This window comes from Pseudomonas sp. UC 17F4, from assembly GCF_900101695.1.
Taxonomy (GTDB): Bacteria; Pseudomonadota; Gammaproteobacteria; order Pseudomonadales; family Pseudomonadaceae; genus Aquipseudomonas.
This window is the reverse complement of record NZ_FNKV01000001.1, coordinates 3,877,839-3,895,904: the sequence shown is the minus strand read 5'-3', so window position 1 is coordinate 3,895,904 and position 18,066 is coordinate 3,877,839. Positions and strand designations below refer to the sequence as shown.

10 protein-coding genes are annotated in these 18,066 nt (G+C 60.3%); 3 read left to right on the top strand and 7 right to left on the bottom strand.

The features are described from left to right. Positions 1-32: 32 nt before the first annotated feature. Entirely contained in the window at positions 33-4,211 is a 4,179-nt protein-coding gene (locus tag BLR26_RS17760; protein ID WP_093383313.1) for a dermonecrotic toxin domain-containing protein, read from the bottom strand. Between the two features lie 337 nt (positions 4,212-4,548). Here BLR26_RS17760 and BLR26_RS27190 point away from each other — a divergent pair, with 337 nt between their 5' ends. From BLR26_RS27190 to BLR26_RS17755, 3 genes are all read left to right on the top strand, one after another. After that, positions 4,549-4,746: a hypothetical protein gene (locus BLR26_RS27190; protein ID WP_143013290.1), complete on the top strand. Its 198-nt coding sequence runs from the start codon at positions 4,549-4,551 to the stop codon at positions 4,744-4,746. Between the two features lie 286 nt (positions 4,747-5,032). Then, positions 5,033-5,386: a hypothetical protein gene (locus BLR26_RS27185; protein WP_143013289.1), complete on the top strand. Its 354-nt coding sequence runs from the start codon at positions 5,033-5,035 to the stop codon at positions 5,384-5,386. A gap of 175 nt (positions 5,387-5,561) precedes the next feature. Beyond that, positions 5,562-10,958: an RHS repeat domain-containing protein gene (locus tag BLR26_RS17755; protein WP_093383311.1), complete on the top strand. Its 5,397-nt coding sequence runs from the start codon at positions 5,562-5,564 to the stop codon at positions 10,956-10,958. Positions 10,959-11,173: 215 nt separating this feature from the next. Here the strand turns inward: BLR26_RS17755 and BLR26_RS17750 are convergent, their stop codons facing one another. From BLR26_RS17750 to BLR26_RS17725, 6 genes are read right to left on the bottom strand one after another with little or no spacing between them, the layout of a single operon-like run. Beyond that, complete coding sequence (locus BLR26_RS17750; RefSeq protein WP_093387564.1) at positions 11,174-11,962, bottom strand: carbohydrate deacetylase; 789 nt, start codon at positions 11,960-11,962, stop codon at positions 11,174-11,176. Then, a complete protein-coding gene (locus tag BLR26_RS17745; RefSeq protein WP_093383309.1) occupies positions 11,934-13,106 on the bottom strand; it encodes a GNAT family N-acetyltransferase in 1,173 nt (390 codons plus the stop codon). The genes BLR26_RS17750 and BLR26_RS17745 overlap by 29 nt, the downstream gene beginning before the upstream one ends. 4 nt (positions 13,107-13,110) lie before the next feature. Beyond that, the gene (locus BLR26_RS17740) at positions 13,111-13,800 is read right to left on the bottom strand and encodes an N-acetyltransferase (protein WP_093383306.1); all 690 of its coding nucleotides are present in this window, start codon (positions 13,798-13,800) and stop codon (positions 13,111-13,113) included. A gap of 34 nt (positions 13,801-13,834) precedes the next feature. After that, positions 13,835-15,754, bottom strand: a complete 1,920-nt coding sequence (locus tag BLR26_RS17735; protein ID WP_093383303.1) for a hypothetical protein — start codon at positions 15,752-15,754, stop codon at positions 13,835-13,837. After that, positions 15,751-17,055, bottom strand: a complete 1,305-nt coding sequence (locus BLR26_RS17730) for an oligosaccharide flippase family protein (protein ID WP_045198756.1) — start codon at positions 17,053-17,055, stop codon at positions 15,751-15,753. Before BLR26_RS17730 ends, BLR26_RS17735 begins: the two co-directional genes overlap by 4 nt. Further along, positions 17,052-18,062, bottom strand: a complete 1,011-nt coding sequence (locus BLR26_RS17725; RefSeq protein ID WP_093383300.1) for a polysaccharide deacetylase family protein — start codon at positions 18,060-18,062, stop codon at positions 17,052-17,054. Before BLR26_RS17725 ends, BLR26_RS17730 begins: the two co-directional genes overlap by 4 nt. Between the last annotated feature and the right edge of the window lie 4 nt (positions 18,063-18,066).

The window sequence follows — 18,066 nt, the reverse complement described above, 5'->3', positions numbered from 1 at the left end:
GCTCCCGCACGCCTGTCAGCGGGTGGTAGTTATTACTCTTCGTGGGGTTCGACCTCGATATTGCGGGTCAGGCGCCGCACCAGGGCATCGAGGCGCTGCAAAAACTGCTGCTCGAGGTCCTGGCGATACACCTGCAGGTGCTGCGGATCTTCAATCATTCCCTCGGCCAGTTCCAGGGTGCGTGCGTACTGGCTTTCCAGCTCGATGAACTGCGCGGCAAAGCGTTGGCGCAGCAGGGCGACCCAATCGGCATGAACGAAAAGTCGCGTGCCCTGGTAGCGTTGCAAAATCGCGTTCAGGCCCGCCTCGGTACCCGGGTTGAGCTGTTCGATGTGCTCGCGCAACGGTTCCAGCCAGGTGCCTGGTTGGTGCTGCAGATAGGGTTCGATCAACTCGGTGGACAGCGGCTCGCCAGCCAGGGGCGTAGGTGCCATGACCAGGGTCAGGTCTTCGCCCAGTTGTTGCAAGAACCAAAAGAAAAACGCTTGCTGAATCGGCTCGCGGTTCACCGCTGCTGCGGCATCACCCAGAATCAACGCCGCACTGGTTTGTTCGGCGGCGCTCTGCACCGCCTGCAAACGCACGCGCTCAAGCACCTGGCGCAGCAGCCGTTCGGCCCGTAAGGCCGGGCTCGGCGCCGCCAGGGCGAAGGTGCTTTGCGCCTGGGGCTCGAGAACCAGCAGGTTGCGGGCGACCTCAGGCACCATCAATGTCTGATTGGCCGGGGCGTGTTCGAGCCAGCTTAGTACCCGCCACCAGCGGCGCAAGGTGGCGTGGGGGGCGGACTGGTAATCCAGGCGCGTGTATAGCCCGCGCAGGTGGCGCAGGAACGGGCGCGGGGCATGCACCTGCAGGCGCTGCCACAGCGCCAGTTGCTCGTCGCTGGCGGTGAACAACAGGCCGTCGTAGTTGACATCGGCGACCATCAGGTCGACGTGATGGGTAGTAAAGTACTGCTCGATACGCTCCAGGGTCACCGCGTCGAAGGGGTTGTTCTCCAGGCGCAGGGCCCGCGCGATGGGCTCGGGCAGCACGAAACCGACCGGCAGGCGCTGCAGCAGGTTATCGCTGAGGTCGATCAGCTGCGCCTGTTGCAAGCCTGGCAGGCCGGGTGGCAGCGCGCTGATTTGCGTGTGCGACAAGTCAAGCATGCGCAGCCGCGTCAGGCCACTGAGGTCCGGCGGTGTCTCCAGGGGGGTGGCCGACAGTTGCAACTCTTCCAGGTTGCGGTATTGCTGCAGGGCGGCCTGATCATCGGGGGTCCACACCAGCGCGCTGTCCGACAGGTCCATGACCCGCAGTTGCGGGCCCAGGCCACTGGGTACGCTGCTCAGCTGGGTACTGCTCAATGACAGGCGCTGCAGGTTGGGGAAGTGCCGGCTGAAGGCCCTTGGCAGCGCGTCCAGCGGGTTGTCGTCCAGCGACAGTTCGCGCACATGGGCGAACGACGCCTGGATGGCCGGGAAACTGCGCAGGTCGTCGGTGTTCAGCCCGGTTTCGTCCATGTTCAGCTGGAACACCCGCGAGCCATCGGGCAATTGCCGATAGCGTTCCTGCTGCCAGACGCTGATCAGCTCGTCGCGCAGGGTCTGGCGCGCCTCGTTGGCGGCGGACCAGTGCGCCAGGTCGCGCTGCAGGCCGGCGAACTGTTGCTCCAGGTGGCCGAGCTGCTCGGCGGCATTGAGGTTGACCCCGGCCCAGCTGTCCAGCGCCCTTTGCGCCTGGGCGTCGGTCAGTGCCGGATACAGCCTGCGGTAGCGCGCCACCAGCGAGGCCAGGGCATGGCTGCCCTGCGGGTAGCCACGGCCACTGCCGCCGCGCAAGCCACCGGTTTCAGGCCAGGCAAAGCGCCGGTACGACCACAGCCACTGGCTGAGCTGGTCGCGGTGCTGCAAGGCCAGGCTGCGCACCTTGTTCTTTAATGCAGTGCTGTCGGGCACGGCCAGCACCTCACGGGCGTCGCTGTCCAGGCTGTTGAACGCTGCCTCGAACAGGTCGTCGACCGATGGCCCGGGCTGCGCCTGGTAACCGTCCAGGGTCTTTACCACCACCGTGCGCCGGGGCGCCGAGCGCAGGCCAATCCGTTCCAGCAGCGGGCCATCGGCACTGCCGGCGTGCAGCTCCAGGGACAGGTCCACAGGCCAGTTGGGCAGGCGCTGCACACAGGCCAGCAGCAGGCGATCACTGTCGGCACTGGCCAGCACCGGGCTGTACAAGCCTTGCAGGGCGCGAACCAGCGGCAGCTCGGCGCTCGCCGCTGCAGGCGGCTGCGCCTTGTAGCTCTGCTCGAACTGCGCGCGGCTGCCGGCCCGGCGCGCGGCCTGCAGGCGAGCCAGGGTGTCGGCGAGCAGCGGCGGCGGTGGCGCGTTGCTCACCAGCGCCTGGCGCAGTTGCGCCTCGGCCGTGCCGCTGAGCTCCAGCGCCGCCAGCAGCTCGGCATCGCCCAAGCCCTCGCTGAGCGGCCCGAGGCGGCGCAGCAGTTGCCCGGCCGACCAGTTCAGCGGCCGTTCGTGAACCGAGCGCCAGGCGCCATGACTGTTATACTCCAGCTCGGGTTCATAGGCGCCGGGATCGCTGGGGTGAACAAGGCGCCACCGCTTCACCGCCGGATCGAAGCGTTGCTCGTGCAGGTGGCCGTCGATCCGCACGTAGGTCTTGTCGCCTTGCAGGTACTGGCCCAGGTCATTGGCGCTCAGTTCAGCGGGCAGCTCGACGGCGCTACGGTAAGGGGCCAGGTCTGGCTGCCACAAACGCACCCGGCCATCGGCCAGGCGCACCTCGGCCAGCTTCGACAATTGCGCCGCCGCCTTGCCGGCCACGGCCAGGCCGCCGATAAAGGCCACGTTCAACGCTACCGATTCCATATGCTCCATGGCCGCATCGATATCGCCGACCTGCCAGGCCTGCACGCCTTCAACCACTTCCTCGACCAGTTGATAGGCGACCACGGCCATCATCACCTCGCCCAGGCCGGGGACGAAAAACGCCGCGGCATTGAGAAAGTTCAGCGCGCTGCTTTCCCAGAACGCCTTGATTTGCGCATGCCGCGCGGCATCGGCATCGGCGCTCGGCACTGCCAGCAAACGGGCATCGTCCAGGGCCTGTTGCAGGTGCTGCTCGAACAGCAGGCGAAAGGGCGGGCTGGGCAGCTTGGCGGTGCTCAGGTGCAGGTCGGCGCCAGTTTGCAGCAGCCAGTCTTGGTCCGCCTTGGCGTCGCCGCCATCGAGGTTGCGCTTGAGCACGCTGAAAAAGTGCGCTTGTTGCGCGATGCTGACAAAGCGGGCGAAGAACTGCCGGAAGTCAGCCTTGCACAAGCGCGTTAGCAAGGCCGCCGTGCACTCGGCCAGCGATGCATATTCAACCAGCTCGCCGTCCGCCGCTGCGGGTAGCCACAGCACTACGGGTTGATCATCACCCAGGCCTTGCGGATAGAACAGCAACACTTCACGCAAGGCGATGGCGAACAGGCTCACCTGCTGCACCGGCATCGACTGGGCGTTGCCGTCCAACAGGTCCAGCAAGCGGTCCTGGGTTATGCCGCGAACATGCCGGCGCAGGCGTGCCAACTGCACGGCGGCACGCAAGCGGTCCTGGGTGGCACTGATCCACAGCTGGGCGACCAAGGGCGCGCTGTACTGGCTGAGTAAATGCGCCTGATAGCGCTGGCCCAGGTCCAGGGCACGGCAGGAGGCGGCGAAGGCTTGTACTGAAATCGCCAGCGTGCTCCCGGCGTCGGTGCGCAAGTAGCTCGGCGAAAGAAAGCCCTGATCGGCATAAAAATTATGCAGGGCGGCCTGGAGCAGGCTGATCGGCGCCTTGGCCACGGCCTTGGGTGGCTGGCGGGGTGAAAACAGCACCTCTTCGTAATCCACCCATTGCGCCTTGCTGACCTCAAGCAGTACGCCGAAGTCGGCCTGCAGGCGCTCGGCGAGCAGCGGCTCGGCAAAGCGCGTCAGGCCTTGCAGGCCACGCAGTTTATTGGCCAGTGCCGCTGTCGAGGCCCGGCTGCGCGCTTGGGCGGCCAGCACCGCCTCGCGCAGGTCGGGGGCGGCATTGGCGAACCAGTCGGCCTCAAGGCCGGCGTGGCCCTGGGCTGGTTGCTGGGCTTGGCGCAGGCGTTGCCAGTGGTCGGCGGTGGTGTGCTGGGTCCAGGTGGGGAGGTTTTGCTGGATGAAGGTGTGGTGGGGGATGGGTGGGTTGGGTGGGGTCATGGTGGTGGTCCTGTGGGGGTAAAGGCCGACAGGAGACGATGGGGGAGGGGGGGGGGCGGGTGGTAGTTATTGCAGGGCATCAAGTCCTAGGAGCATTCCTGCAACGCCTATCGCTTGTGGCCGATTGCCTGGGCAAGGCTTGCCCACTAGGCTCGATCAACTGCCGGAGGCTCGGTGGTCGGGTTTGGCGATCCGAACAACACTCATGGTGCCGGTAAGGAACTCACCATGGATAACCGCAATTCAAGCACTTCAAAAATGCAGTACGTTGAGACCGTCGAGAAGCCGGTCAAAAGCTGCCCTGAACACCCCCCCTCTGTTTTGCGTACGCGCCGGCGTGAGTGCCGAAGATGCGCTGGTGCATGCGTTGCTGTATTTGCGCTGTGCCAGCTCGACCATTGCTGAAGCGGTGCAGTACAGCAGTGAGGCGGGGAAGGGCCTTGTGTGGTCGACGCAGCATTCGGTGGAGATGGCGGTGGCGTTGATTGATGCGGTGTTGGATGGAGTTGAATCCACAGCGATGAATAAATGTTGAGGCTTCTCCTATGGCACCCAACTGCCGGCTAAATCAGGAGTTTCGTAGCCTTTAACCATGATGGTCTCTTTCTGCAACGGACAGGGACTCCACCGCCTATCAGTACTCCGGTGCTGTGATGGCGGTTGTCTAGATTCTTGTACAACGCTTATTTGCTTGAAAATACTGTACGTATGAACACTGTTATTTTTGCTAGTTGTTCGGAGTGGAAAAAAACTTTAGATTTTTTGCGTGGCATAAAGTGAAATGGCGGCGCTGGGTGTTTAATTAAATTTGAGGTGTCATTATGGCTATTGAAACTGTGATTGGTCGGTATAAAAATGCCATCGAAGATGTAGTAATTGAGATAAGCAAGGTAGAGGATTTGAATGGAGTATCCGGGTCGGACGTCTCAGGGGAGGTAACTTTTAAAGGGGAAACCCTTGGCTGTAAAGGGAATGTGCGGATGGATTACGGGGAGCCAGCTAGTCTGGCTTTGTTTGTGCAGGATTATTTTGGGTCTGACCAAAAACTTGGCTGTGCTGGTGCATTCAATATTTCAGGTGGGGCTCTTACAGGGGCTTTGGTAATGGCGAATCTACACGCCCAAGAATCATTTCTTGTTGGCTATGAATGGGGCGGCATCTGGCAGAAAGAATAGCGTACGGCAAATAATTCCCATGGACTCCGTTAACGGCGACACGGGCTGGAGTCCTGGGCGTTTCCAGGCGAGGTCTCTTACTATGCTTGGGGTGATCGTGGATCACCCGCCTACTATTTCTCCGTAGCCACTGATTCTGTCTCTTCAGCGTTATTGCCAATTGTGGAGCACTACCATGAGCGAACAACTGCAAAAATATATCCAGGTAGATGAAAATTCCGGTGGCTATGGCGCCACCATTCCAATTGCCACGCTGGTGGGCAATGCCGGGTGTGGGCCGGAAGTGGAGGTGTGTTATCGGTATTCGGCGGCGGAGGGGACATGGGGGCCGGGGGTTTCGTGGGCGCATTATATTTATAGATTCGACGGAACAATTGATTCTATAGCATACGGAGCGGTGTGGCTGTACTTAAGTACAGGGGAGCGGATTAGCTTAAATTACGGAGAGAGTGTTGTTTTACCTAATTATAGAATTATTTCAAAAGATAACGAGATTTGGGTGTTCTCCAAGGACGGGCGTATTGAGGTGCTTGGTAGCATTGGGTCTGTTGGAGTTATGGGTGCAGGATCCCTGAAAGTTGTGTACTGCGCTGCAAAAAAAATCACTACAGTAGAAGGGCGTTCTGTCTCCATTAATTGGGCTGGGGACTCAGCGGCAGGTTGGATTATTAAAAGCATAGAGGATGACGGGGAGTGTTTACTGTTTGAGCAAGAAGTGGCTGAGGAAGCTATTAAGTGTAAAATTTATACGGGGAAAGACGTGAGTAGGTCGGTGGTGATGAAAACCACCGCGCTCGATACCCGCGATACCCTCTATCCCTATGCCGCTAACCGCTTGCGGAAATTTAAATTTACGGGTGTGGTGTATGATGCGACAGAGGTAGAAGACGCCAGCACGAAAAAAAAGACGTACAACGGAAGAAAAGTAACGATAAAAAGTGCTTACCCCTTAAGGTCTCTAAGTATCAGCGCTGACACACACACTGAAAGTGTTGAAGCGATTGCAGACGGTAGCAAGAGCAAGGTATCAAAGTACTCATGTTCGTTTGCTGGCGACTTAATAGCGAACCAAGTGACTTCTTACAGTTACGGCTCCATGCCCTTGCTACCCAACTACAAAACAATTACCGCTGAGTTCGTGGCTGGCGATAAAGAAAGCACGACGGTTAAGTGTTTTAATTTGGAAGGTCGAGTCTTCAAGGAAACGATAACCGAAGGGGGTGAAGTAACGGAGATTGTGCAAGATGTCATTCCGGTAAAAGAGTGGGATTGTTTTCTGGGATACACCAAAATATCCAAGCCAAATGCACCTGCCAATGAACAGAATACCACCTGCTGGATTATGGACCTTGAAGGTAATATTACTTACAAATCAAACAATGGCATCGCCATGCAGTGGACTTACTACAAAACCCGTGCGCTGTCAGTGGAGGCAAAGAACCAGATCAAGATCACCGACCAGTCGCTCTTTGCCTGGATGACCTATCTGATGCCTCCGTTGCACTACACTAACTGGATGACAGAACGCACCTCCCAAGATAAGAAAGGTGTGTGGCACGGTACGCGAGTCGATCGCGTCGTCGCCACAACCCCTTACCCTGCACCCAGTGCCTCGAAGCGCTTCAATTTGCCATCAGCCGCCAACTTGAGCTGCCCACTTGACCCCAACTACCATAACTCACACCTTGAGTCCGAGCGGGTGTACAAGTGGGTAGGGGGTAAGGTTGTGGACCTGAGCCTTACATTCTATGGATACACCAAACTAAAGCTGAAAGGGCCAAAATACAATGTTGCCGATGTCGATTGGGCAATAAAGCCTTCACAAAAGTTGGTGGTCTACAATGCCGACTGTGGGCAAGATGATTACTCGGAAATAGCGAAAAAAATCACCCATGCAGAAATTCTCGAAGCGACCGGCGTCGATGGTAAAAAACTGCTTGAACAACTCAGTGCCGCGCAAAAAGCAGCGGGATTCAAAGAGGAAATTGTCAAGCAAACCATTGAGGGTTTCTTGCCGGCGTTTAAGCAAACACTGGAAGCCAAGCTCAAGAGCTATAAAGCCAATTCGATGACGTTGGAGGAGACCCGTTATGTTAATGATATCAATGACCCCTTTCATGGTCAGGTAAAGTCGACGATGTCGGCGATCTTGGACAATAAAGGTAAGGTGGTGGCCGACTCTGCACAGCACCTGAATTTTTCTTACAAAGTAGTAGGTGACAATGTTGAGCGGAGCACGAGTTATCCTGGCAAGGATGCTTCGACATCGGCAAATAGTAAAATATGCACATCAATTTATACCGGTCAGTTAATTTCAAGTGCGGGGCCGGACGGGTATACTGCCTATGCTTATGATGCACAGCGCCGGTTGATTTCTGTTGCTTACAAGGCAACGGATAAAAGCGAGGAAAAGACGACGACCTATGAGTACCCTACCGCCGGTGATAGCTTCTATTACATTACCCCCGCTGAAGGTCGCAGGATGGCGATTGGTGTCGACGCGCTGGGCCGCGAAGTAAACACCTTCATTATGGGTGGCAAAGGGGAGTGGCTGAAATCGTCAGATAGTGAATACGCCAAGGATGGACGGCTGGCGAAGTCGACGAGTGAGGATTACAGCTTCGATGATAAGCCCATTTCTACAGTGATTGTCAGCTACAGCAGCGAGGGTGATACGCAGATCGTAGAATATGCTATGCAAAACTTTGACGGAGTTCCGGTCAAGGAACGCAAACACTACCGTTATGACAAAGACACCCGTCAGTTGCAAGAGTGGACAGAGATAAAACGCAGTTCCAGCACTACCAATCCGCCGGTAGATGAAACGCTGAAGTACGCGAAAACAATTACCCAGTATAACCTCGACGGTGCGGTTGCCAGTGTGCAACTGCAGGGCAGTGATGGTACGGTGTTACATACCAATACCTACAGCTACGATGCATGGGGCAGGGTCAGCACCGCCAGTAGCACGGGCCAGCCCGAGATCAGCTACCAATATGATGATTTTGGCCGGGTGACGCAGACGACCTGTGATGGGGTCAACACGATTACCGAACGTCCCGCGCATGTGCTGGCGGACATTGTCAGCAAGACGAAAATTCAGAAGGTAGGCGAATCAAACGTTTATGAAGTTGGGCGCCTGTCCCTGGATCGGCTGGGGCGGATCATCAGTACCAACATTGGTGGGCGCGAGGTGAAATACCGCTATCAAAAAGGTGATCGCTGGGGCGTCGGGGCGTTTACCACACCCACAGAATTGGGGACCAGGCTCAGTGATTTTGGCAGTTGGTCATTCAACGAAAAATTTAACCTAGGGGTTATTGAGACGACCCAGTCTGGCGAAGAGCATAGTTGGAGCTCGAAGGTGAAACACACACTGGGCGGCCTGGTGCATGAAGAGACTGACGCCGCAGGTGGTGAAACCCGGTATTCCTACAGCGGCGGGCGCTGCACGCAGTCGCTGCGATTGGCAGATAACAAGGCCCTTGGTGCGAAAACCCATTACTATCATCGAGGCGATGTACTGGTAGGTGAAGAGGTAACCCGTTCCAGCACCGATACCTGCCTTAGCACCACGTTTGCCCACGATAAAATGGGGCGGGAAATAGAACGTACCTTTACCTGTGCTGGTTTTCCCACTATCAGCCTCACGCGCGAATATGATGAAGGTGGTCGGGTAACGGCATCGGAGCTGAAACAGAATAACAGTTCCTTGCGCAAGGAAAGCTTTAGCTACACAACAAAAGGCCAGTTGTTGAAATACACCTGCTCGGGTCAGGAGCGACCTGTAACGCCTTGGGGGGCGTTGCTCAAGCAACAGGACTTTACCTACGATACCTTGGGTAACATGCTCACGTGTGTCAGCAATACAGATGCAGGGAGCAACACCAGCACGTATACCTATGACACTAACGATAAAACTCGCCTGCTCTCCGTGGCCAATAGCGACGAGAACATTGACGAAATCAAGCTTGAATACGATAGTGAAGGACGCTTGAACAGTCGCAACGGCCACAGTTACGATTACGATGTGGCCGGCAGGGTTAACAGTATTGCGCATGAGGGTGGCAAAGATTGCTTTGTGTACGCAACCGACGGCCGCTTACTGGGGAAAAAAGACCAGCGCACCATCAAGTATGAATACTGTGGTGAACGTATTACCGGGCGAGTTTACTTGACCGGGGATGCCAACACTCAGCGGACCACGCGCCTGCTCACGCTCGGCAAGGGCGCGGTGTTGCAATCGACCCAGGTTGGCAATGCGGACGCGGCCTTCAGTTTCGAACTGTGCGACGCTAATGGCAGCTTGATCGCCACACTTGATCATGCAAGTAAGTCCCCGACGTTCTTTTCTTATACTCCCTTTGGCTATCGCGCCAGTGCTGACGACGACGACCACTGGCTGGGCTTTAATGGCGAGGTGCTAGACACCGGCAATCAGGTGTATCACCTGGGGCACAGTTACCGGGTTTATGATCCAGAGTTTCAGCAGTTTACCAAGCCTGACAGTGAAAGCCCGTTTGGTATCGGCGGCACCAACCCATACAGTTACTGCTCGAATGACCCGGTCAACCGCCATGACCCCAGTGGACACGTCACCGTCACCCACCAGTCCAGCTCCTATACCCATATGCCGCTAACGTACAACCCAGTCTTCAGGACCGCATTGTTTGCCGGTATTGGTGTTGCCTTGGCGCCGTTCACGGGCGGCGCATCGATAGGCTGGACGCTGGCTGTAGTAGGGCTGGCGGCGGTGTCGGCCGCCTTTGATATCGCCTCGGCAGCGACAGCGGAAAGTGATCCGGAACTGTCTGCGTGGCTGGGCCGGGCCGGGATGGCGTCGGGGATCTTGAGCGGGGCAGTGGCCATGACCGGGGCAAAAGTGGCGGCGTTGTCTTCAAAAAAATGGATAAGCGTGGTGATGGGGGAAAAAGCAACATTGGAGGCTTCAGGCTCTAAAGTGCAAAACTATATTCATAGATTTAGCGATGATTTACATTACTTGGAGGATATTCATAAGGGCGGTAAACGCCTGACCATTCAGGCTCACGGAGTGATGCGGCCTGGGGATACCTCAGCCACTATGAAAGTTGGGGATGACTATTGGGGTGCCTATAGTCTGATCAGTAATGTGAAGCACCATGGTATAGATTTACAAAAATATAAGAGTATCCGTTTGCTCGTGTGCAACTCAGCCAACGCGGAGTTAGGCTTTCCTTCGCTTGCAGAACAAATTCATAAGATGACGGGCAAGCCCGTTAAAGGCTTTCTCGGCACCGTGCGCGCTAACTTTGAGATGAATGAGGTGGTTGCTGCACTCAAGGCTGCGGGAAGTAGAGAAGGGAAGGATGCTTATATTCTTAAAATAAAAACTGAGGGCATGGGTGTGGTAAAGTTTAGTGAGTTTGAAGGTTCTAAAAGTCGATATTTTGGCTACCGTCCAGTAAAGTTTCCGGAACAGGCTTCTGCTAGCGCAGTGGAACGTGCAAGCTGGGTCCCGGCTGCCCCGGTGGAACGCGTAGAAGTTACTATTGATGAGGCGGTAGATTTCGGTGGCGGTTTGTTGACGTAACTGCTGCATGTGTAGTCGGCGGCCTAGGCTCTGTACGAAACCCCAGAAAATCCTACTGTAGTCTCTCGGGAACCAAGGTTTTGTAGAGTCCCAACTCATCGAAGGAAAGGAATCCTTTGATGACAGAGCGTTATCAGTGCTAAATTCTTAAAGGTAAATATTTTTATAGACAAGACTGATCACTCATCATAACTCTGACGGGTGATCAGCCTTCACTATTGCAAGTCGGTAACTTTGTCATTGGAACACAATACTTGGTATCCAACTTTTGGTATGCCAACCAACCTTAACTCCACCAACGCCTTCAACGACTCCCCACTCTCCAAATACGCATCGCCAAAATCATGCCCCCCCAACGCACTCGGGTGCGCCACCACCTCCAGCAACCCACTCGCCGGCGCCAACCCCGCGCGCAAATCCGCCGGCGTACATACATAATCCGCCGTCGCCCCCGCCAACTGCTTCAAGCGCCGATTAAGCAACGTTTTGAACACCCGCTTCAGCGGCCCGATGTTGTGCCCGAGGTTGCGCGCCAGCCGCACCGCAACGCCTTCACGTGCCGCAAAGCGGGCGACAATCACGCCGATCGGCCAGATGTTGTGCACATGCTGGTGCGAGTCCAGGTGGCTGGGCATCAGGCCCTGGTTCAGGCAGTGTTGCCACTGCGCCTGCAGTTCCTGCTCGACTGCCTCGCGCTCGGCGCGGCTCAGGCGCAGGGTGCGTTGTTTCAGGCGCAGGTCGAATTCGCCGTTGGGCGCGCAGAAGCGTGGCTGCTGGCGAATGGCTTGGCTCAGCGGCCGGCCGTAGGTGAGGTTGAAGTGCAGGCCGATACGCCCGCGCAAGGCCGGCAGTTGCGCCAGGCTGCAGGCGGCGCTGAAGGCCGGCATATTGGCCATGGCCGTGGCCGAGCTGATCAGCCCGGCCTGGAAGGCATGCAGGATGACCGCGTTGGTGTGGGCGCTGAGGCCGAAGTCATCAGCGTTGACTATGACCTGTGAGGGCATCCGGGTTCTCCTGTGGCGAGTCGGGCTCGGCGGCTGTGGCCGAGGTTTTTTGGCGCAGGCGTTGCAACTGTGGCTTGAAGCGTTGCCACAGGCGCAAGGCCAGGCCCAGGGCCAGGCCGCTGGGGCGCCAGCTGTAGAAGCTTTGCCGCTGGTGTTCAACGGCGCCGCTCATGCGTTCGTGCAGTTGGTGGCTGGAGTTGTGCAGGCTCACCCGCGAGGCGTCGACCCACTCCCAGCCGTCGTCCAGGCCCCAGTGAATCCATTCTTCGAGCAGCACCCGGCCGCTGCCAAGCTCGGCATAGGCGGGCACGAAGGCCAGGTTGTAGTCGTACACCCGGCCGCGCTCGAACACCCCCAGGCGGTAGCTGATGCAGCGGCCATCGAGCTCCAGCAGTACCATGCGCACCAGGCCCTGGGCCGCCAGGGCGCTGAAGGCCTGGTACATCCATTGGCGGCGCAGGCGGCCAGAGAAGATGCCGACCTCGTCGTCGCCTTTCCAGCTGAGCTCTTCGACGGCGCTGATGGCATCGAGCAGTGGCGTAATGGTGTTTGCATCCGGGATCAACCGGCGTACCTGGGCGCCGCAGGCGGCAATGCGCTTACGCGCGCGGCGCAGTTTGTAGCGCGGGTCGCCGCTGATTTCCTGACGGTCTTCGGGCACGATGCGGTGCACCGGCACTCGGCAGCTCAGGCGCTGCTCATGGGTAGAGCTGCGCCTTGCCCAGCGGCTGAGCAGGCTGTGGGCCGCCGCGCCGTCGGGCACTTCGTCCAGTTGCAGCAGGGCATGGGGCAGTTGCTTGCGGATCGCCCGTAACACCTGCGCGGCCGCTTTGGCCGGCAGGTCGCAGAGCAGGGCGATGCGGTCGCTGAGCGGGTAGCCCAGGTGCCGCACCACCTGCACCGTCAATGGGCCAAAGCGCTCAGTGCCGCGTACCAGCGGCAGGCACAGGCACAACCGGCCCTGGTCGCGGCCCACCAGCACCTGCAGTTGTTGCCCGGCCGTCAGTGCCGCTTCGGCCGCCAGCAGCCAGCCCAGGTGGTTGAACGGCGTGCTGTCGGCCAGTTGCTGGCGCAGTTGCTCGTAGTCGGCGGCGGGGAAGTCCGCCGCCGCCAGCGACGGGTACCACTGCAGTTCAAGGCTCATGGGTTCAGGTCACCGTGGCCGGGGCGGGGCTTGCTTCAGGTTTGCGCAGGGGCTCCAGGCGCGATTCGCTGTAGCGGGTTTCGCGGTAGAACTTCCAGCGGCCGAACAGGCAGTACACATTCATCACCCGTCCTTGTTCCTTATAGCCCATGCGCAGGTGCAGCTTGAGCGCCGGGATGTTGTGGCTTTCGCACACGTCCACCACGGTGTCGCAGCCCTGGGCGGCCATGGCCTTCCACAGCTCCAGCTGCAGGTCGACCGAAAGCTCGGTGCCCCAGTACTTGCGCGCCAGCTCGCCGCCAAATTCAAAGAACTGCCCGGGCTCGACCGGGAACCAGCAGCCGTAGAAGTGGCGGTCGTGGTAGTGGCGCAGGCTGCCCCAGATGAATGCCACCACGTCACCCGCGTCATCGAGGAACATCAGCCCGGTGTGGCCCTCGGCGGCCAGCTCGCGCATGGTCTCGATGCGGTCGCCAAAGTGTTTGGCGAAAGCCCGCACGTTGTGCACGGTGATCGGCTCGACCCGCAGCGGCGGGTAGGGTTTGAGTTTGTGCGGCGGCACGGGGCTGACCAGGTCGCGCTCCATCCACAGCAGCTGCCAATGGTAGAACAGGTAGCGCTTGACCCCAGCGTTGATGGTATTACGCAGTCCTTTGCGCTGGATGCGATCCTGGATCTTGCTCAAAGCACTCATGGTGCCTCCTGTTTCTGGCAGGTGAGGTGCGCGCTCATGACGCGCTCCAGGTCAGGGCGAACAAGGTTTGCCCTGGCAATTGAAAATGGATACGGCCTTGCTCGCAGACAAACTGCGCGCGGCGTGTGCTGTTGTCGGGGCCGAAAAAGCTCAGGACGCCTGCAGCGCAGCGTTGTTCGGTGGCAAGGGTCACCTGTTGCAGGCGCTCGCCCTTGTTCACCCCCAACAGGCTGCGCTGCTTGCCACGGGCCATGGCCAGGGCGTCGACTTCGAAGGCGTCGTTGTCCAGAGCCAGCACCTGGTCGAGCCAGTGCTGCTGGATGAACTGCTGGGCCAGGCCCACGGGCTTTAGTTCAAAACGGTTTTCGCCCAGCACCCGGACCATGCCCTTGGGCCATTCGGGCTCGTCGGCGACGTGGAACCAGTTGAGCATGTCGAGCAGGCCGTCCTGGGAGGCGTTGATCACCACCGAGGCCCACCACAGGGCGGTGAAGTGGGTTTCCTGGTCGTAGGGGCTCAGGCTCGAGCCGCTGGAGAGGTTGGTCTGGTCCAGCAGCAGCGCCTTGTTCGGCCGCCCCTGGGCATCGAGGCCGACCAGCCTGGCGGCCTGGCGCACCGAGTCGCGGTAGCTGCGGGTGGCCAGCAGGTCGCGGACCATCCATTCGTGCCAGGCCAGGGCGTCGATCTGCGCACCGTGCTCCTTGAGCAGGCGCTGTGCCCAGTCAAGGCCGATGCGCTTTTCGCTGTCGCTGTGCAGCGGGCCGTTGACCAGTCGCGAGCTTGCCGGCATGGCGATGCGCACCCCGGCTTCGCGGGCGCCGGGGCTGCGTTGTACGCGCTCGGCCATGGCCTGGAAGTAGCGGCTGAAGGTGGGGTAGTCGCTGTAGTTGAGGTTCGGTTCGTCGGCGAAGGCCAGGTAGTGCAGGCTGTTGCCGCCCAGCGTGCGGGTGGTGTTCAGCCAGTCGTCGAGGCCGTCGTTGCGGATGCGGTCGGCGGCCAGTACCGATTCGCGGCCGGTGCCGGCCAGCAGGGTGATGTCCTGTTTGATGTTGTAGCGTTGCTGATAAAAGCTGCGAAAGGCAGTTTCATAGCCAGGCTTGCGTGCCAGCAGGTCGGCGAAGCTGTAGTAGCCGGCTGCTTGCGGTTGCAGGGCATCGAGCACGGCGTAGCTTGATGGCGGCGGCAGTACATAGGGCAGGTTGACGCCCAGGTCCGGGGTGCGGCCCAGTACGGTGTGGCCAAGGCTGAGCGCGACCTTGCCGTCGCTGTTGTGTAGCGGGCGTAATTGCCCGGGCTGCTGGGCGAACAGGTTGGCGCTGCCGTCGAGCCAGAACGCCACCTTGCCACGGCCTTGCAGTTGCAGGCGGAAGGTCTGCTCTTTACTCGACTGCGGCAGCGCCAGGCGATCGAACTGCCAATAGGCGGGGTAGGGCTTGAGCGCCAGGCTCAGTTGCTGGCTGTCGCCCAGGCGCTGCACCTGCAGGCTGTGTACGCCGCCATGATATTTGCCGGCCAGGGTGGCTTTCTCGCCCGCGGGCACTTTGAAGTACAGCTCGACATTGGGCCCGACTTCGGCGCTGAAGTGCACCTTGGCCGGGGCGAACAGCGCCCGGGTGCTGTCGGCATGCTCGATGCGGTAACGGCGAAAGCTGTAGCCGGGGATTTCCACCTGGTAGTCGCTGGCGCTCGCCGCCAGCGGCCATTGCACCCGGCCTCGGCTTTCATTGGCCTCGATCGCGCGCTCGGCCTGCAAGTGGCCCTGGCCGTCGAGCAAAAAGATGCGCTCGGGGTTGGCCTCGGCCTGCCAGGCCGGTTGCCAGCTGACCGTGACGGTGTCGGCCTTGCTCGCTTGCAGGTACAGGCTGCCATCGCGCAAGTCGCCCCATTGCAGGGGCGCAGCCTGTAGCGTGGCGCTCACCAGCACGCCGCTCACCACCAGGGCCAGGGCTTTCATGCCGGCCGCCGTTGCAGCATCTGCCGAAGCGGCGCGAGGTCGCTGGGCAGTACCAGCAGGGTTTGCCAGAACGGCACGCCGCTGAGTTTGCAGTACAACAGCAGCATCGCCAGGGTCACCGCCAGGTAAGCGATGGATGAGGCCGCCGCAGCGCCGACGATGCCATAGGTGGGGATCAACAGCACGTTGAGCAGCAGGTTCAGCGCTGCGCCCAGGCCCATCATCAGCGATACCGTGCCGGGGCGGTTCTTGCCTAGCAGGTCGAGGCGCAGGATGCTCGCATAGCACAGGCCGAACAGCCCCGGCAGCAAGGCCAGCAGCGCCGGATAGGCCGGCTGGTATTCGGCGCCGAACAGGGTGACGATCAGCCACTCGCCAATCAGCGCCATGCTCAGGCAGGCGCCGAGCATCACCGTGGCGGTCAGGCGCAGGGCCAGCGGGGTGAGCTTGTCCATGCCGGCGTCCTGCTGCAGCAGGCGTTTCATCAGCGGTGTGGTCACCGCCTCAGGGACGATCAGCAGCAGTTCGGCGGCGGCGCTGGCCATGGCGTAATGGCCCAGCGCGGCGCTGCCGAGCATGGCGCTGATGAACAGGTAGTCGGAGCGCAGAATCACCTGCTGGAACAATAAGTCCGGGTGGCTCTTGGCGCTATAGGAGAGCAGCTCGCGCTGGCCGCTGCGGTCCCAGCACAGGCGGATCGAGTGCTGCCGGCCGAGCCAGTACAAACCGAGCATGACCACCAGGCTCAGGCCCAGCAGCCAGCTGATCAGCGCCGCTTCCAGGGCCGCGTGCTGCCACATCCAGAACAGGCCGACAAACAGCAGCAGCGGCACCAGCGACTCGGTCAGGCGCAGGGCGTTGAAGGCGCCGACGCCGCCGGTGGCGTTGTGCAGGGTCAGCAGGCCGCTTTTAAGCACCGTCAGCGGCACCGCCAGCAGCAACAGCCAGGCCAGCAGGCCCAGCTGGGTGGTCACTTCCAGTTCTGTGCCGAACTCCCGGGCCAGGGCCACGCAGACCAGGGTCAGGGCGCCGGCCACCAGGCAGCCGTAGATCAGCACCTGGCTGAGCAGCAGGCCCATGCTGCGCTGCTTGGCCGCCTGGTAACCGACGGCGGTGTTGAGCCCGCCGCTGGTGGCGGCGCTGATCAGGTCGGGCAGGGTGCTGAGCAGGGCGAACAGGCCGCGCTCGCTGGGGCCAAGAATGCGCGCCAGCAACACGTTGCGCATCAGCCGCAGGGCGATCATCGCCAGGCGCGTGCCCATGCTCAGCAGCAGGTGGCGCACGTAGTGGCTGCGGCTCATGGGCGGCCTCCGCGGCTGATGCGCCAGGCCAACAGCGAAGGGCGGCTGGCGCTGCGCTGGCTGACACTGATACGCGGCAGGGCCAAGGGGTCGTCATGGCCCTGGCAGATCCCGGCGCGGGTGCTCAGGGCAAAGGGGTAGCGGTGCGCGGCCAGGCGCTCGCGCACCCGCGCGTCGTGGTCGCCGTTGGGGTAGCAGTACACCGGCAGCGGCTGTTTGCAGCCCTGTTGCAGGGCGTAGTGGCTGCGGCTCAGTTCTTCTTCCAGGCGCTGGTCGTCCAGGCCCGGCAGCAGCGCGTGGCTGGCGCCGTGGGGGCCGAAGCTGATCAGCCCGGAGTTTTCCAGGTGGCGTACCTGGTTCCAGTCCAGGGCCTGGGGCAGGGATTCAGCCGGGCAGGCGTCGGTGAGGTGATGCAGGGCCATCGGGCTGAGGCTTTTCAGGCTTTGCAGGTATTTGCCCAGGGCCTGGCTGCGCGCGTGTGGGCGCTCGTTCATGAAGTAGGCCGCCGGCAGCGGCCGGCCGATCTTGCGCAGTTGCTCGATCAGCGCCCGGCGGGAGATTTCGCCGTGGGTGCCCCACAGGGTTTCGCCGAGGCTTTCCCACCAGAAGCGCTGGCGGCTGCCGATGTAGTCGGTGGACAAAAAGATGCTCGCCGGCACCTGGTATTGCTGCAGCAGCGGGAAGGCATTGAGGGCGTTGTCGCGCCAGCCGTCGTCGAAGGTCAGGGCCACTTTCGGCCGGTTGCCGCTGCGCGGGTGTTCGTGGGCCTTGAGCAGGTCCATCAAGTGTACGCAGTCAAAGTGGCGTTGCAACCAGCGCAGCAGGCGTTCGAAGGCCTGGGGGCCGACGCACAGTTCATTGCGGTGCGGCAGGGCGGCACTGTCGTCGTCGGCCAGCACCCGGTGCAGCATGAGGATCACCCCGGCGCCGCGCAACTGGCTGCGGCCCTTGGGGGAGTTGAGGTACAGCCAACCGCTGGCACGCTTGATACTGGTTTTTATCGGCATGTCA

Coding starts and splice junctions, on each gene's coding strand:
- BLR26_RS17760 (WP_093383313.1), bottom strand. CDS start 4,211: ATGACCCCACCCAACCCACCCATCCCCCACCACACCTTCATCCAGCAA.
- BLR26_RS17755 (WP_093383311.1), top strand. CDS start 5,562: ATGAGCGAACAACTGCAAAAATATATCCAGGTAGATGAAAATTCCGGT.
- BLR26_RS17725 (WP_093383300.1), bottom strand. CDS start 18,062: ATGCCGATAAAAACCAGTATCAAGCGTGCCAGCGGTTGGCTGTACCTC.
- BLR26_RS17740 (WP_093383306.1), bottom strand. CDS start 13,800: ATGAGTGCTTTGAGCAAGATCCAGGATCGCATCCAGCGCAAAGGACTG.
- BLR26_RS27185 (WP_143013289.1), top strand. CDS start 5,033: ATGGCTATTGAAACTGTGATTGGTCGGTATAAAAATGCCATCGAAGAT.
- BLR26_RS17745 (WP_093383309.1), bottom strand. CDS start 13,106: ATGAGCCTTGAACTGCAGTGGTACCCGTCGCTGGCGGCGGCGGACTTC.
- BLR26_RS17735 (WP_093383303.1), bottom strand. CDS start 15,754: ATGAAAGCCCTGGCCCTGGTGGTGAGCGGCGTGCTGGTGAGCGCCACG.
- BLR26_RS17730 (WP_045198756.1), bottom strand. CDS start 17,055: ATGAGCCGCAGCCACTACGTGCGCCACCTGCTGCTGAGCATGGGCACG.
- BLR26_RS17750 (WP_093387564.1), bottom strand. CDS start 11,962: ATGCCCTCACAGGTCATAGTCAACGCTGATGACTTCGGCCTCAGCGCC.